This is a genomic window from Nocardia sp. NPDC046763 (assembly GCF_040645495.1).
Lineage (GTDB): Bacteria > Actinomycetota > Actinomycetes > Mycobacteriales > Mycobacteriaceae > Nocardia.
Genome location: NZ_JBEYYI010000011.1, coordinates 59,466 through 73,124, shown reverse-complemented (window position 1 = coordinate 73,124; position 13,659 = coordinate 59,466). Strand labels below are relative to the sequence as shown.

The 13,659-nt window shown below is 70.0% G+C and carries 13 protein-coding genes; 7 read left to right on the top strand and 6 right to left on the bottom strand.

Annotation, left to right across the window (positions count from 1 at the left end):
* Positions 1 to 10: 10 nt before the first annotated feature.
* The 3 genes from ABZ909_RS19560 to ABZ909_RS19550 all read left to right on the top strand — a co-directional run bounded on the left by ABZ909_RS19560 (position 11) and on the right by ABZ909_RS19550 (position 3,198).
* Positions 11 to 1,201 (top strand): cytochrome P450, encoded by a 1,191-nt coding sequence (locus ABZ909_RS19560; RefSeq protein ID WP_357001380.1) that lies wholly within the window; start codon positions 11 to 13, stop codon positions 1,199 to 1,201.
* Between the two features lie 132 nt (positions 1,202 to 1,333).
* Positions 1,334 to 2,338: a saccharopine dehydrogenase NADP-binding domain-containing protein gene (locus ABZ909_RS19555; protein ID WP_357001378.1), complete on the top strand. Its 1,005-nt coding sequence runs from the start codon at positions 1,334 to 1,336 to the stop codon at positions 2,336 to 2,338.
* 11 nt (positions 2,339 to 2,349) lie between these two features.
* Positions 2,350 to 3,198, top strand: a complete 849-nt coding sequence (locus ABZ909_RS19550) for an NAD(P)H-binding protein (RefSeq protein WP_357001375.1) — start codon at positions 2,350 to 2,352, stop codon at positions 3,196 to 3,198.
* Here the strand turns inward: ABZ909_RS19550 and ABZ909_RS19545 are convergent.
* The 6 genes from ABZ909_RS19545 to ABZ909_RS19520 form a co-directional block, all read right to left on the bottom strand.
* Positions 3,185 to 4,837 carry a sulfatase-like hydrolase/transferase gene (locus tag ABZ909_RS19545; protein ID WP_357001373.1) on the bottom strand — a complete coding sequence of 551 codons (1,653 nt, stop codon included), beginning with the start codon at positions 4,835 to 4,837 and terminating at the stop codon, positions 3,185 to 3,187. The genes ABZ909_RS19550 and ABZ909_RS19545 overlap by 14 nt on opposite strands.
* Before the next feature lie 63 nt (positions 4,838 to 4,900).
* Positions 4,901 to 5,758 (bottom strand): class II fructose-bisphosphate aldolase, encoded by an 858-nt coding sequence (locus ABZ909_RS19540; RefSeq protein ID WP_357001370.1) that lies wholly within the window; start codon positions 5,756 to 5,758, stop codon positions 4,901 to 4,903.
* Positions 5,755 to 6,696 (bottom strand): hexose kinase, encoded by a 942-nt coding sequence (locus tag ABZ909_RS19535; RefSeq protein ID WP_357001367.1) that lies wholly within the window; start codon positions 6,694 to 6,696, stop codon positions 5,755 to 5,757. Before ABZ909_RS19535 ends, ABZ909_RS19540 begins: the two co-directional genes overlap by 4 nt.
* Positions 6,693 to 7,850 carry an amidohydrolase family protein gene (locus tag ABZ909_RS19530; protein WP_357001365.1) on the bottom strand — a complete coding sequence of 386 codons (1,158 nt, stop codon included), beginning with the start codon at positions 7,848 to 7,850 and terminating at the stop codon, positions 6,693 to 6,695. The genes ABZ909_RS19535 and ABZ909_RS19530 overlap by 4 nt, the downstream gene beginning before the upstream one ends.
* Complete coding sequence (locus tag ABZ909_RS19525; protein WP_357001362.1) at positions 7,847 to 8,785, bottom strand: ROK family protein; 939 nt, start codon at positions 8,783 to 8,785, stop codon at positions 7,847 to 7,849. The genes ABZ909_RS19530 and ABZ909_RS19525 overlap by 4 nt, the downstream gene beginning before the upstream one ends.
* 13 nt (positions 8,786 to 8,798) lie before the next feature.
* Positions 8,799 to 9,752, bottom strand: a complete 954-nt coding sequence (locus tag ABZ909_RS19520) for a sugar isomerase (RefSeq protein WP_357001360.1) — start codon at positions 9,750 to 9,752, stop codon at positions 8,799 to 8,801.
* A gap of 158 nt (positions 9,753 to 9,910) precedes the next feature.
* Here ABZ909_RS19520 and ABZ909_RS19515 point away from each other — a divergent pair, with 158 nt between their 5' ends.
* From ABZ909_RS19515 to ABZ909_RS19500, 4 genes are read left to right on the top strand one after another with little or no spacing between them, the layout of a single operon-like run.
* Entirely contained in the window at positions 9,911 to 11,152 is a 1,242-nt protein-coding gene (locus tag ABZ909_RS19515; RefSeq protein WP_357001358.1) for an extracellular solute-binding protein, read from the top strand.
* A 59-nt stretch (positions 11,153 to 11,211) separates the two neighbouring features.
* The gene (locus ABZ909_RS19510; protein WP_357001355.1) at positions 11,212 to 12,048 is read left to right on the top strand and encodes a sugar ABC transporter permease; all 837 of its coding nucleotides are present in this window, start codon (positions 11,212 to 11,214) and stop codon (positions 12,046 to 12,048) included.
* Positions 12,045 to 12,869: a carbohydrate ABC transporter permease gene (locus tag ABZ909_RS19505; protein ID WP_357001352.1), complete on the top strand. Its 825-nt coding sequence runs from the start codon at positions 12,045 to 12,047 to the stop codon at positions 12,867 to 12,869. Before ABZ909_RS19510 ends, ABZ909_RS19505 begins: the two co-directional genes overlap by 4 nt.
* Positions 12,866 to 13,657, top strand: coding sequence for a DeoR/GlpR family DNA-binding transcription regulator (locus ABZ909_RS19500; protein WP_357001350.1), 792 nt, complete (start codon positions 12,866 to 12,868; stop codon positions 13,655 to 13,657). Before ABZ909_RS19505 ends, ABZ909_RS19500 begins: the two co-directional genes overlap by 4 nt.
* The last annotated feature ends 2 nt before the right edge of the window (positions 13,658 to 13,659 follow it).

Here is a 13,659-nt window from a genome sequence, read left to right as displayed (position 1 = left end):
CGTCGGAAGGGTGACCGAGCTGCTCGGCGACCACTTCTTCGCCAATCCGCATGCGTATTACCGGCTTTGGCGCGAGCACGGCCCGGTCCACCGGGTGCATTTCGGCGACGGCGTGGACCGCTGGCTCATCATCGGCTACGAGGAGGCGCGCGCGGCGCTGGCGGATCCGCGGCTGTGCAAGGACATCGACCGGCTGGAAGCGGTGATCGCGCGCAAGTACGCCGGGACCTGGGCGGGGCCGCGCACCCACGACGGCCTGCGGCACATGCTCAATGCCGATCCGCCCACCCACACCCGGCTGCGCAAGGCGGTGTCCCAGGCGTTCACCGCGCGCCGGGTGGCCGCCCTGCAGCCCATCATCGAACGGACGGCGAACGACCTGCTCGACGCCATGGCCGCGCACGAGCGGGTGGATCTGCTGCAGGCCTTCGCGGTGCCGCTGCCGGTGGCGGTGATCTGTCACCTGCTGGATGTGGACATCGAGGACCACGGCACCTTCCGCGAGTGGACGAAGGCCCTCGTCGGCACCCTGGAGCCGGATGTGGACCGGGCCCGGGCACACGACGAGATGGTGGCGTTCCTGCGGAAGATGCTGCGGCGCAAGCGGGCCGAGCCCGGCGAGGATGTGCTCTCGGCGCTCGTCGGTGACGACGCCGAGCTCGACGAGGGCGAGCTCATCGGCATGGCACTGCTGCTCCTGGTCGCCGGGCACGAGACCACGGTGAACCTGGTCGGCAACGGCATGCTCGCCCTGCTGCGCGACCGTCCCTGGCTGGAACGGCTGCGCGAGAACCCGGACCTGATCCCCGCCGCGGTCGAGGAATTCCTCCGTTTCGACGGCCCGGTCGACATGGCCACCCTGCGCTTCACCAGCGAGGCGATCACCGTGGGCGGCACCGTCATTCCCGAGGGCGAAATGGTCCTGGTGGCCCTGGCCGCCGCCAATCGCGACCCGCGCCACTTCACCGATCCGCACCGCGTCGACCCCGCGGCCGACCGCACCGGCCACCTGGGCTTCGGCTACGGCATCCACTACTGTGTCGGCGCGCCCCTGGCCCGCCTCGAGGGCCGGGTGGCCTTCACCGCACTGCTGCAGCGATTTCCGGACATCACGCTGGCCGTCGACGACTCCGAGCTGCGGTGGTATCCGAATGCCGTGATCCACGGCCTGAAGCGGTTGCCCGTACGCCTGCGTTCCTGACCTGGCTCCGGGGTACGGAGATCCAGGAATCGAAATTCCCGGGCGACGAGCGATGATTTTTCGTCGGCGCGGCGGTCTATATTCATGAACTGACGTTCGAATTGTCCGTCGAATCAAAAGAGTTGATCTTTCATGACCGTATTCGCCATCTATGGGGCCACCGGTCACACCGGTCGCCTAGTCGCCGCTGATCTCACCGCACGGGGAAAGGAGGTGGTGGTATCCGGGCGGGATCCGGATGCTCTCGCTGCCCTGGGTTATTCGCGGGTGATGCCCGCCGCGCTGGATGATCCGGCGGCATTGCGCGCGCTGGCCGAGGCCGCCGACGTGATCATCCACTGTGCGGGGCCCTTCGCCACCACCGGACTGCCGGTCGCCACCGCCGCCGTCGAGGGCGGTTGCCACTATGTCGATCACGCGGTGGAGGTGCACCACGTCAAGCGGCTGTTCGACAGCTTCACCGAGCCCGCGCAACGGGCCGGGATCACCATGCTGCCGAGTGTGAGTTTCTATGGGGGACTGGGTGATCTGCTGGCCGGGGCGGTCGCACGCGGGATTCCCGACATCGACCGGATCACGGTGGCCTACAACGTCACCAACTGGATGATGACCCACGGCGCGGTGGAGACCGCGCGGCTGCTGTTCGCCGACACCGATCGCATCGGTTACGAGGACGGCGAGCAGCGGTACGGATTCGTGGAACCGCGGCAGGCGATCTTCGCGTTCCCGCCGCCGGTCGGGCCGCGGCCCATGATCGCGCCCGTACCGTTCCCGGAGGCGGTCACGGTGCCCCGGCACACCCGCACCCGAGCGGTGGAGGCCCAGCTGACCTCGCGCACGTTCGAGGAGGACCAGGCCTTCGCCAGTGAGCAGGTGGACGCGGCCGCCCGCGCCGCGAGCGAATTCATGATCGCCGCACAGGTTCTCGCGCCGGCCGGCTCCGCGGCCGGGACGCTGACCGGCCGGGACCTGTGGTCGGCGGCCGCGCTGGCGTCGGTGGAAGCCGCGGTGCGGCTCACCGAGGGCGAGGCCAAGCCCGGAGTCTCCAGTCCCGGTGCGGCTTTCGACGCGGCGGACTTCCTGACCCGCCTCGCCGCGCGCGGGGCCTTCGAACTGCGGTTGCCGGCGACGGCGTGAGGAGCAGAGCAATGGAACCGATTCTCGTCACCGGCGCGGCCGGTGGAAGCCAGGGCGGCACCGGCCGGCTGGTGGCCGAAACCCTGTTGCGCGCGGGACTGCCGGTGCGCGCCTTCGTGCACAGCGATGACGGCCGTGCGGCCGAGCTGAAGGACCTTGGCGCGGAGGTCGTCGTCGGCGATCTGCGCGAGATCACCGCCGTGACACCCGCGCTGCAGGGCGTGCGCCGGGCCTACTTCACCTATCCGGTGACCGCCGGAATGATCGACGCCACAGCGGTTCTCGCGGCCGTCGGCCGTCAGGCCGGGCTACAGCGCGTGGTCGCGACCTCACAGCTCGGCTCCGATCCGCAGGCGGGCACCCCGCACATGCGGCGGCACTGGGTGGCCGAACAGGTGCTCGACAACGCCGGCATCGGCGCGGTGCACCTGCGCGCGGCGGTGTTCTACGAGAACCTGCGGGTGGCCATCGGCGACCGCGGGGAGCTGGCGCTGCCGCTCGGCTCGCCCGACACCGTGCTGCCGCTCATCGCGGGCGCGGATGTGGCCGGGGTCGGGGCGGGCGTGCTGCGCACCGAGGGCCCGGTGGATCCGGTGCTGTGGCTGGCCGGCGAGATCATGACCGTCGCCGAGGCCGCCGAATTGTTCGGCGTCCCTTACCGGAACGTCGATCCGGGCGAGTGGGCCGAGTGGGCCATGACCGTCTACCGCGACGCGGTGGCCGTCGAGCACCTGACCCACCTGTGGACCATGTTCGCCGCCATCGGATCCGGTCACGAGCTCTTCCGCGTGACCGAATCCATCGAGCGGTTCACCGGCCACCCGCCGATCACCCTGCGCGAGTTCGTCACTTCGGCGTGAGGAAGTCCTCCAGGAAGTTGCCCAGGCGCTCGGCGCGCGCGGCGATGCTGCGGTTGGATTGCACGTAGTCGTCGATGCCCTGCTCCTGGGCGTCCTTCAGATACCCGGGCAGCGGCTGCTGGATCTCGGTGTCGATGGCCTGCGCCAGCAGCTGTGCCATGGTGTCCCGCAGCGGATTTCCGCTCGCCGCCTGATTGTCGAGCTCCAGGCGGCCGTTCTCGGTGGAGTAGTCGTAGAGCTCGAATTCCTGCTCGGCCGACGCGTCGATCTGGATGCGGCCGTCCAGCCACTTCGAGTAGGAGGCGAACTTGGCGTCGGCCGTGCGCACCATGGCCACGTGGCCGGGTGCGTTGTGGTCGAACAGGATCGCCGCCTCCTCGATGGTGGACTCGTCGGTGGTGTGCGCGATCCACGGGCGCCCGGCGGCGGAGGCATCGCGGCACAGGGCCGCCAGGTCCAGGCGGCCCCGCAGGTGCTCGTAGCGGTCCCCGGCCCGCCAGTCCGCGCCGCCGGTGGCGATGGTCAGCAGCAGGGGCGTGAGGTCGACGCTGGAGGTGAGTTGTGTGCGTGCACTGGTGGAATCGGTGGGGCTGAGGTATCCGCGCGGGTCGTGCACGTACAGCGGCACCCGGACCGCCTCGTCGTAGACGCCGCCGCCCTTGCCGTGCAACCCGTGCGATCCGGCGTAATCGCCGTGATCGGAGGTGAACACGATGACGGTATTGGCGGCGACGTCCGGTCGCGAGTACAGCGTGTCGAGCACCCGGCCGATCTGCCCGTCGACCTGCTGCTGCAGCCATAGGTACAGGTTGCGCATGTCGATCCAGGCCTGGGTGGCCTCGGGCGTGCCGTAGGGTGCGAGCCCGAACGCCACCACCGACGCCTGCACCAGTGCCATCTGCAGCCGCGGCTTGGCCGAAAGCTGTTCCAGCGACTCGAAATTCGCGGGCAACTGGTCCATCCAGCGCGGAATGTCGAGGTTGGCCTGGTCCCGGCGGGTCCAGCGCGGCCAGTACTGGATGTCGTGCGGATTCACCAGTGACACCGTGGTGCACCACGGCGATCCGCCGGAATCGTGTTCGAACCAGTCCACGAAGTCGTCGACGATCTTCGGATCGGCCTGCAACCCCTGCCCCGGCGCGCCGTTCGGCGACGGGTAGGTGCCGCCGCCGAACCCGTAGGCGTCCAGCGCGCCCGGCGTGCGGTCCGGGTAGTGGCCCAGATGCCACTTGCCCCACCAGGTCGTCTCGTAGCCCTGCTCGCGCAGCATGGAACCCCAGGTCGGGAAGCGCGGGGAGAGCGTCGATTCCGAGACCACCATGCAGCCGGTCTGGTGGCTGTAGAGCCCGGTCACCAGCGCGCCGCGGGAGGCGGTGCAGTCGTTGGCGGCGGTGTAGTGCTGCTCGAACGAGACGCTGCCGTGCCGGATGCGGGCCAGGTTGGGAAGCAGCAGATCCAGGGTCCGCTGATCGGGGAACCAGGCGGGCGCGCGCATCTCGTCGACGATGACGACGAGGATGTTCGGTTTGGCCGGGTCCACATCGGCCCGGGCCCTGGGCGCCGGTCCGGTCGCGGTGGCGGCCACCGCCACCGTCACCGATGCTGCTGCTCCCGTCAGGAATCCACGTCTGCCGAACAAGGGGCCTCCTACTGCCGAAGTGGCGATTCCCGGGCAGCGTAGGACAGTTCCGCGAGCCGATCGTCACGCCTGCGCGGGACCCGGTATCCCCCGTTCGAGGGACAGGACGCGAAGGTAGTGCTCGACCTCGTGCTGGATCGCGATCCGGCCGGGGCCCAGATATCGGCGCGGGTCGGAGAGATCCGGGTGCGTGGCGAGGGTCGACCGAACCGATTCGGCCAGTGCGATATTCAGGCGGGTCGCGATATTGATCTTCGCCATGCCGTGCCGTACGGCCGCGCGCAGGCCGGCGTCGGAGACGCCCGACGATCCGTGCAGTACCAGGGGGACCGGGAGTTTCGCGGCCAGGGCGGCGATCAGCTCGGTGTCCAGCACGGCATCCCGGGTGCGCATGGCGTGGGCGGAACCGACCGCCACGGCCAGGGCGTCCACCCCGGTCGACGAGACGAAGGCCACGGCCTCGTCGGGATCGGTGCGCACACCGGGGGTGTGGGCGCCGTCCTTGCCGCCGATCGCGCCCAGTTCGGCCTCCACGTGCACGCCCCGGTCGTGGCACCAGCGGGTGATGGCCGCGGTGGCCTCGACATTGGCGGTGTAGTCGAGGGCGGAGCCGTCGTACATGACCGAGGTGATGCCGAGTTCCACCGCCTGCGTGATCAATTCGCGGGAGGTGGCGTGATCCAGATGGACCGCGAGGTCGGCGGCGCTGTCGGCGGCCAGGTGCAGGCAGGCGTGCGCGAGCGGCTTCAGGCCCCGGTGGTAGTGGACGGTGTTCTCCGAAATCTGGAGCACGGCAGGCCGATTCGTGGACTCGGCCGCGGCGGCGATGGCCTGCGCGTGTTCCAGGGTGATGACATTGAACGCGCCCAGCCCGCCGGGACGGGCGGCGGCGAGCAGCTCGGGGAGCGGGACCAGCGTCACGGCCGGGACTCCGTGACCAGTGCGGTGACCTGGACGGCGGGGGTGAGGCGGTCACGGAGCGTCAGGTCGATCTCGCCCGCCACCGGGATCACCACGGCCGCCGCGGAGGTCGCGACGGCATCGGTGAGCAGGGCCGGCCAGTCCGGCTCGCCCGGGGCGGCCAGCGCGCGGATCACGGCGGCCGCGGCGGCATCGCCCGCGCCGGTCGGATTGCCCGCCAACGGTTCCGGCAGCGTCGCCGACCAGGCCCCGGATGCCGTCACCGCGATCACTCCGGCCGGGCCGCGGGTCGCGACCACGGCGCGGACACCGGCCGCCAGCAGTGGACCGGCGGCCGCCGCCACGGCCTGCGGGGTCTCGGCGACCACGCCGGTGAGGCGTTCCAGCTCATCCTGATTGGGTGTGAGCACGACGCCGGGGACGGTGGCCGCGAGCTTCAATGCCGGACCGTCGACATCGCATACGGCCGGCACGCCCGCCGCGACGGCCGTGCGTACCAGGTCGGCGGGCACCGCGTCGTCCACCCCGCCGGGCAGCGATCCGGAGATCACCAGCCCGCGCAGCTCGGGTAGCAGGAAAGCGACGCGATCCAGCAGCCGGTCCACGGCGTGCGGTTCGTGCACATACGCACCCGGCTCCCACAGGCCGGTGGCGGTGCCGTCGCGGGATTCACTGATCACCAGGGTGCGCCGGACCCACGGCAGGGCGGGCACGAAGTCGGCGGGAAATTCCGCGGCGGCCGCCGCGGCGAAGGTGTGGTCGGCGAATCCCGTTGCCCGCACACAGCTGCCGAGCTGGCACAGGATGCGGGTGACATTGATGCCCTTGCCGCCCAGGCGCTGCTCGACCGAGAGCACCCGCTGGGCGCGCCCGCGCTCCAGGCGTTCGAGCCGGTAGGTCAGATCGTAGGCGGGATTCATGGTGACGGTGAGGATCACGCCAGCCACCGTCCCCGCCGCAGCACCCGCCGTAGGTTCAGGTCGTCGTCGAGCACAGCGGCGTCGGCGTACAGGCCCGGCCGCAGGTCGCCGACCTGATCCAGCCCGGCGGCGTCGGCGGGGGTGGAGGTGACGGCCGCGACGGCGTCGTACAGCGGGACGCCGCACTCGCGCACCGCCCAGCGCAGGCAGTGCAGCAGCGTCGCGGTGCCGCCCGCCAGCGAGCCGCCCGGCACCCGGGCCACGCCGTCGGTCACGGTGACCGGCCGTGGTCCTAGCCGGTACTGGCCGTCCGGCATGCCCGCTGCCTGCATGGCATCGGTGACCAGCACCACGCGGTCGGGGGCGGTGGCGAAAACCAGGGCGCCGAAACCGGAATCGACGTGCACGCCGTCCCCGATGACCTCGACGAAGGCCTGCCGCTCGGCCGCCGCGACCAGGCCCGCCGCCACCGGCCCGGGCGCCCGATGATGCAGCGGCGGCATGCCGTTGGCGAGATGGGTGACCAGGGTGGCGGACCCCTCCGGGCTCAGCGCCGCCCGGAAGCGGGCGAAGCTCGAATCGCTGTGGCCGACCGCGACCACCACGCCGCTGTCGGCCAATTGTTTGGCGGCGGTGTCGAATCCGGCACGTTCGGGGGCCAGGGTCATGACCCGCAGGCTGCCCTCCGCGGCTCGCAGCAGACGGTCGATCAGCGCGGGATCCGGATCGATGAGACAGCCGAGATCGTGTGCCCCGCAGCGGGTCCGGGACAGGAACGGGCCCTCGACATGGATACCGGCGATGGCCCCGTCCGCGGCGAGCGTCCGCAGTGTGGCGGCCTGGGCCACCATGGTGTCGGGCGCGGCGGTCACCAGGCTGGCGAGCACGCTGGTCGAGCCCCGCCGATGGTGGAAGGCCGCGGCCGCGCGCGCCTCCGCCGGATCCTCGGTATCGAAGCGGTGGCCGAAACCGCCGTGGGTGTGGATGTCCACCAGGCCGGGGACGATCGTGCCCGCGTATTCGGGCGGTAGTTCGCGGTGGGTCGTGGCCCATTCGGTGGCCGGCCGCACCGCGGCCACCCGCTCGCCCCGGATCGAGACGACACCGTCCTCCAGCACCCCCGCCCGGGTCACCACCCGGCCGCGCAATTCGAGTCCGCGCCGGCCGGTCATCGCAGTTCACCCGTCCGCGCCAGGTGGGCCGCGCCGATCAGCCCCGCGCGAATGCCGAACTCGCCCAATGTGATCCGTGGAACAGGCGCCACCCGCAGCAGGGTGGTGAGCCGGGCGTGCAGGCCGTCGGTGAGGACCACGCCCGCGCGGGCCAGGCCCCCACCGAGCACGATCAGCTCGGGGCAACTCGCGTGCACGACGCCCAGCAGGCCCGCGGCCAGCGCGTCGATGGCATCGTCGATCACCGCCCGCGCCTGCGGATCGGCGTCGACGGCGGCGAAAACGGTTTCCGCGCAGCTGATTTCGCGGCCGGTGCTCGCGGCGTAGGCGCGGGCGATGGCCGGTCCCGACGCGACCGTCTCGACGCAGCCGGTATTGCCGCACGGGCAGGGCAGGCCGTCGCGGTAGCGCACCGGGATGTGGCCGTATTCCCCGGCCTGCGCGTGGCCGATCTGCCCGGCGGGGGTGCGCACCAGGCGGCCGCCCACCGACAGCGTGCCGCTGATGCCGGTACCGAGGATCAGCACACAGACATCGTCGAGGCCGCGGCCCGCGCCGAAACGCCATTCGGCCCAGCCCGCCACGGTCACGTCGTGGTCGATGAGCACCGGCAGGCCCCAGCGGTCGGTGAAACGATTGCCCACCTTCACATTCCGCCAGCCGAGATTGCTGCTGAAGACCGCGATGCCGCGGTCGGCGTCGACCAGCCCGGGCAGGACCACCGCAGCCCGTGCCACCCGCCGCCGGTGGTCCGGCGGCAGGGTCGCCAGCAGCTCCGCGCCGAGCCGTTCGATGGCATCGAAGGCTCCCTCGCCGCGCGGTGTCCCGACGGTTGCCGCACATCGGACGGCGCCGCCCGCGTCGGTGATCTCGGCCTTGGTGGTGCCGCCCCCGACGTCCACGGCGAGCACCAGATCCGTTGCTGCGTCAGCCATCACGGCACACCCATCAGCCCAGGATGACCGATCGCGTCAGGTTGCGCGGGTGATCGGGGTCCAAACCCAGGTCGGCGGCCCGCAGCAGGCACAGCAGGTGCACCCGTACCAGCTCGGCCATGGGGTCGATGTCGCGGTGCTCGACATGCGCTCCGGCGGCGCGGATGTCGTCGGCCAGGCCGGGCGGCTGTGGGCCCAGTGCCCACACCGCGCGGCCGGGCCCGGCGATGCTGATGGGGCCGTGCCGGTACTCGGTGGACAGGTAGGACTCGGTCCAGGAGCGGCACGATTCGCGCAGCTTCAATGCCGCCTCGTCGGCGAGCGCGGCGGCGAAATCCATTCCCACAAAGGTGATCTGCTCGGCATGGCGGACACCGTTCAGCGCATCGGGCTCGTAGTCGGCCAGCACGGCCCGGGCCTGCGCGATCACCGGACGCAGATCCTCACCGAGGTGCCAGCGCAGCAGCGCCAGCGTTGTTGTGGCGAACCGGGTTTGCACCACCGACCGCTCGTCCACCTCGTCGATGAGGATGGGGTCGGCCAGCTCCAGCACCGGCGTGGCGGGGCTGGAGCTGATGACCGTGCGCGGAATCTCCTCGGGCAGTGCGGAGACGGCGTCCAGCACCTCGGTGGTGGTGCCGGAGCGGCAGATCACCAGATAGCGGTCGTAGCCGCGGCCGATCCCCGCGAGATCGCGCAGGCGCGGATCGCTCGCGGGCCACGCGTCGGTGAGCCCCTGCCCGGCGGATTCGCGCAGTGCCGCGAAGGCGCGGGCCATGAACAGCGAGGTGCCGCAGCCGACTACGGCCACCCGTTCGCCCGAGACGGGCAGCAGGTGGCGGTGCGCGGCGGCGGTGGCGGCGGCGCGGGCCCAGTCGTCGGGCTGGGTGGACACCTCGCCGGCGAGATGGGATCCGGCGGCCAGATGGCTTGCGGGGATGGAGATTCGATTCGCCTCGGGCAGCACGTACCCAGGATCAACCCAGTGATTGTTCCTGTCAATTTTCCCGGCCAAACGATCACATTCGAGCAGACTTCGCGTTAGATTCGGACATACCGAATCGTTCGCTTCATTCATCATCCGCGATTCGCGTCGCAGGGTGTGCAGATTGAGGAGCCCTTGTCGTGAAACGTCCACTGCGCGGCGCACTTTCCTCGGTGGCGCTGCTGACCGGCCTGGTGCTGACGGTGTCCTCCTGCGGTTTCGGCGGGAGCAAATCCGATGACTCGGACCCCAATACGCTCACCTTCCTCGCGCCGACGTACAGCGACGGGACCAAGGCTGAGTGGGACGCCATCATCGCGGATTTCCAGAAGGCCAATCCGGACGTCAAGGTCAAACTCTCGATGGAGTCCTGGGATTCGATCAATGACGTGGTGCGTACCAAGCTGCAGTCCAAGGGCACCACGCCCGACATCCTGAATATCGACGCCTATTCGACCTACGCCACCGATGGCCAGCTCTACCCCGCCACCGATATCGCCGACCCCGCGGTGATCGCCGACATCCAGCCCGGCTTCGCCAAGAACGCGTCCATCGACCGAACCCAGTGGGCGCTCCCGCTTTTCGCTTCCACCCGCACGCTGTTCTACAACACCGAGCTGTTCGCCAAGGCGGGCATCGGCGCACCGCCTCGGACCTGGACCGAGCTCACCGACGACGCCAAGAAGATCCAGGCCCTCGGCGGCGTCTCCGGGTACGGGCTGCCGCTGGGCAGTGAGGAAGCCCAGGGCGAGACTTCCATCTGGACCTTCGGCGCGGGCGGCACCTGGTCCGATGGCGACAAGGTCACCGTCGACACCCCGCAGAACATCGAGGGCGTACGGGCCATGAAGGCCATCGCGGACGCCGGTGTGACCGAACCGAATCCGGGCGCCACCAACCGGCTCGATGTCATCAATGCGTTCATCCAGGGCAAGATCGGCATGATCGAGGGGCTGCCGCCCACCATCAGTCAGATCGCCGCCAAGAATCCGAGCCTGAAGTACGCCACCGCGCCCTCGCCGACCAAGACCGGCGACCCGTCCACCCTCGGTGTGGCCGACCATCTCATGGCCTTCAAGAAGGACGGCACCAAGGCCGCGGCCATCAAGAAGTTCCTCAGCTACTTCTACTCCGCGGGCGTCTACGCCAAGTTCGTCAGCGGTGAGCACTTCATCCCCATCACCACCAGCGGTGCGGCCGCGCTCACCGACGATCCCGTCACCAAGGCGTTCGCCGCCACCCTGCCGGTCGCGAAGTTCTACCCGAGCAACAACCCGAAATGGGGTGCCGCACAGGGCGCCATCCGGCAGCAGATGGGCACGATCGCGCAGGGCAGCGACCCGGCCTCGGTGCTGCAGAAGATTCAGCAGGCGGCGAGTTGAGGGGCGTCGCCTCCCATCGATCCACGGCCACGCTGCGCGCGTTGCCGTGGATCGGCCCTGTGCTGGTACTGATCGCGGCGGTGGTCGCGTACCCGGCCGGGTACATGATCTGGACCTCGACCCGCGACCTGAGCGCCTACGGGACCGACCGCGGCCCGGCCGGATTCGCCAACTTCCGCAGGCTGTTCGCCATCGATGAGCTGCCCGCGATCCTGGCGCACACCGGGGTGTGGGTGGTAGCGGTCGTGGTGATCACGCTGGTGCTCTCGGCGGGGCTGGCGCAGTTCCTGAACAAGGACTTCCCGGGGCGAACTGCGGTGCGGCTGGCCATCCTGGTGCCGTGGGCGGCGTCGGTGGTCATGACGACCACCATCTTCGACTACATGCTGGATCCGGATGTGGGGATCGCCAACCGGCTCCTGGTCGATATCGGGGTGCTGGACCGGGGTTTCGGATTCACCAAGGAGCCGGGGCCGGCGTTCCTCGTGGCCGTCGGGGTGGCGGTGTTCGTGTCCGTGCCGTTCACGACCTACACGATTCTGGCGGGGCTGCAATCGATTCCGTCCGATATCGACGAGGCCGGGCGGGTGGACGGGGCGAGCTCGTGGCAGCGATACCTGTATCTGACACTGCCGCAACTGCGTCCGGCCATGGCGGTGGCGACGGTCATCAACATCATCAACTCGTTCAATTCGCTGCCGATCCTGCAGGTGCTGACCGGCAGTATCGCGGGCTTCTCCGCGGACACCACGACCACGTTGACCTTCAAGCTGATTCGGCAGAATCAGCAGGTCGCCACCGCGGCGGCCATGAGCGTGCTGAACTTCGTGCTGATCCTGGTGATCATCGCGATCTACGTGAAGCTGATCCGGCCCGCCGGTGAGGAGGCGCGATGACCCGGCGGCGGTGGGGGCTCACGGCTGTCGGCGCGGCGCTGGCGGCGGTGTTCCTGCTGCCGTATCTGGTGATGGTGCTCGGGTCGCTCAAGCCGCGTTCGGAGATCCTGCGGATCCCGCCGACCTACCTGCCGCGGCAATGGCGGCCCGACAACTACGCCACCATGTGGCACACGCCGGAGACGCCGCTGCCGTTCAATCTGGTGAGCACCCTGGTGATCTCGGTGTTCGGGACGCTGTTGGTGCTGGTGGTGGCCATTCCGGCCGCGTATTACACCGCGCGGCGGCGGTTTCCGGGCAGGACGCTGTTCCTGGGTCTGGTATTGGTCACCCAGATGCTGCAACCGACCGTGCTGGTGACCGGCCTGCTGCGTGAGTTCTTCACCCTCGGCATCAACGACACCTGGCTGGCCATGATCCTGGTGAACGGCGCGTTCAATCTGTCGTTCGCGGTGTGGATCCTGCACAGCTTCTTCGCCGGGGTGCCGGTCGAGGTGGAGGAGGCCGCCCAGTTGGACGGGCTGAACCGCTGGCAGATCCTGACCCGGGTGAGCCTGCCGCTGGTGTGGCCCGGCATCGTCACCGCCACCGTGTTCGCCTTCGTCTCGTGCTGGAACGAATTCGCCGCCAGCCTGGTCATTCTCACCACGCCGGAGAATCAGCCGCTGTCGGTGGCGCTCACCAAGTTCGTCGGGCAGTACGACGTGGCTTGGCAATATGTGTTCGCGATCTCTACCGTCGGCATCGTGCCCGTCGTGATTCTGTTCGCGCTCATCGAGAAGCGCCTGGTCGCCGGCCTCACCGCCGGCAGCGTGAAATGACCGCTCCCGCCGATCGTGCCCGGCGCTGGAATCGCCTGCTGGAACTGCTCGCCGCCGCCGGCCGCCTCTCGGTCGAGGAGGCCGCCGCCCGCGTCGGCGCATCCCCCGCCACCATTCGGCGCGACTTCACCGCCCTCGCCGACCAGGGCCTGGCCACCCGCACCCACGGCGGCATCGTCGCCACGGCGGTCGCCTACGACCTCCCCGCCCGCTACCGCGGCGGCGCCGAAGAGCCCAAACAGCGCGTCGCCGAACATGCTGCGGCCCTGATCGATCCGGCCGAAGTGGTGGCCCTCAACGGCGGCACCACCACCACGGCCGTGGCCCGCGCTCTGGCTTCCCGCCCCGACCTCCCCACCTCCACCGACCACGAACTCACCATCGTCACCAACGCCCTCAATATCGCCGCCGAACTGGTCCTGCGCCCCCACCTGCGCACCATCTGCCTGGGCGGCCTGGCCCGCCGCGAGTCCTACGAACTCCACGGCCCCCTCGCCGCCCTGGCCCTGGCCGAATTACGCCTGGACACCGTGATTCTCGGCGTCGGTGCGCTCTCCGCCGAGGGCGGCGCCCAATGCCGTCACCTCGACGAGGCGGGCATCAATGCCGAAATGGTCCGCCGCGCCCATCGCGTCATCGTGGTCGCCACCGCCGACAAGTTGAACCGCACCGCCCTGGCCCGCATCTGCCCCATCGACGCCATCCACGTCCTGGTCGTAGACCGCGACGCCGCCCCCGCCGCCCTCGCCCCCATCCGCGACGCGGGCGTCGAGGTGCATCTGGTCTGAGC

What these genes read in the sequence shown, in the direction of transcription:
- ABZ909_RS19555 (WP_357001378.1), top strand. Translation starts at nt 1,334, where the DNA reads ATGACCGTATTCGCCATCTATGGGGCCACCGGTCACACCGGTCGCCTA.
- ABZ909_RS19550 (WP_357001375.1), top strand. Translation starts at nt 2,350, where the DNA reads ATGGAACCGATTCTCGTCACCGGCGCGGCCGGTGGAAGCCAGGGCGGC.
- ABZ909_RS19525 (WP_357001362.1), bottom strand. Translation starts at nt 8,785, where the DNA reads ATGGCTGACGCAGCAACGGATCTGGTGCTCGCCGTGGACGTCGGGGGC.
- ABZ909_RS19505 (WP_357001352.1), top strand. Translation starts at nt 12,045, where the DNA reads ATGACCCGGCGGCGGTGGGGGCTCACGGCTGTCGGCGCGGCGCTGGCG.
- ABZ909_RS19530 (WP_357001365.1), bottom strand. Translation starts at nt 7,850, where the DNA reads ATGACCGGCCGGCGCGGACTCGAATTGCGCGGCCGGGTGGTGACCCGG.
- ABZ909_RS19500 (WP_357001350.1), top strand. Translation starts at nt 12,866, where the DNA reads ATGACCGCTCCCGCCGATCGTGCCCGGCGCTGGAATCGCCTGCTGGAA.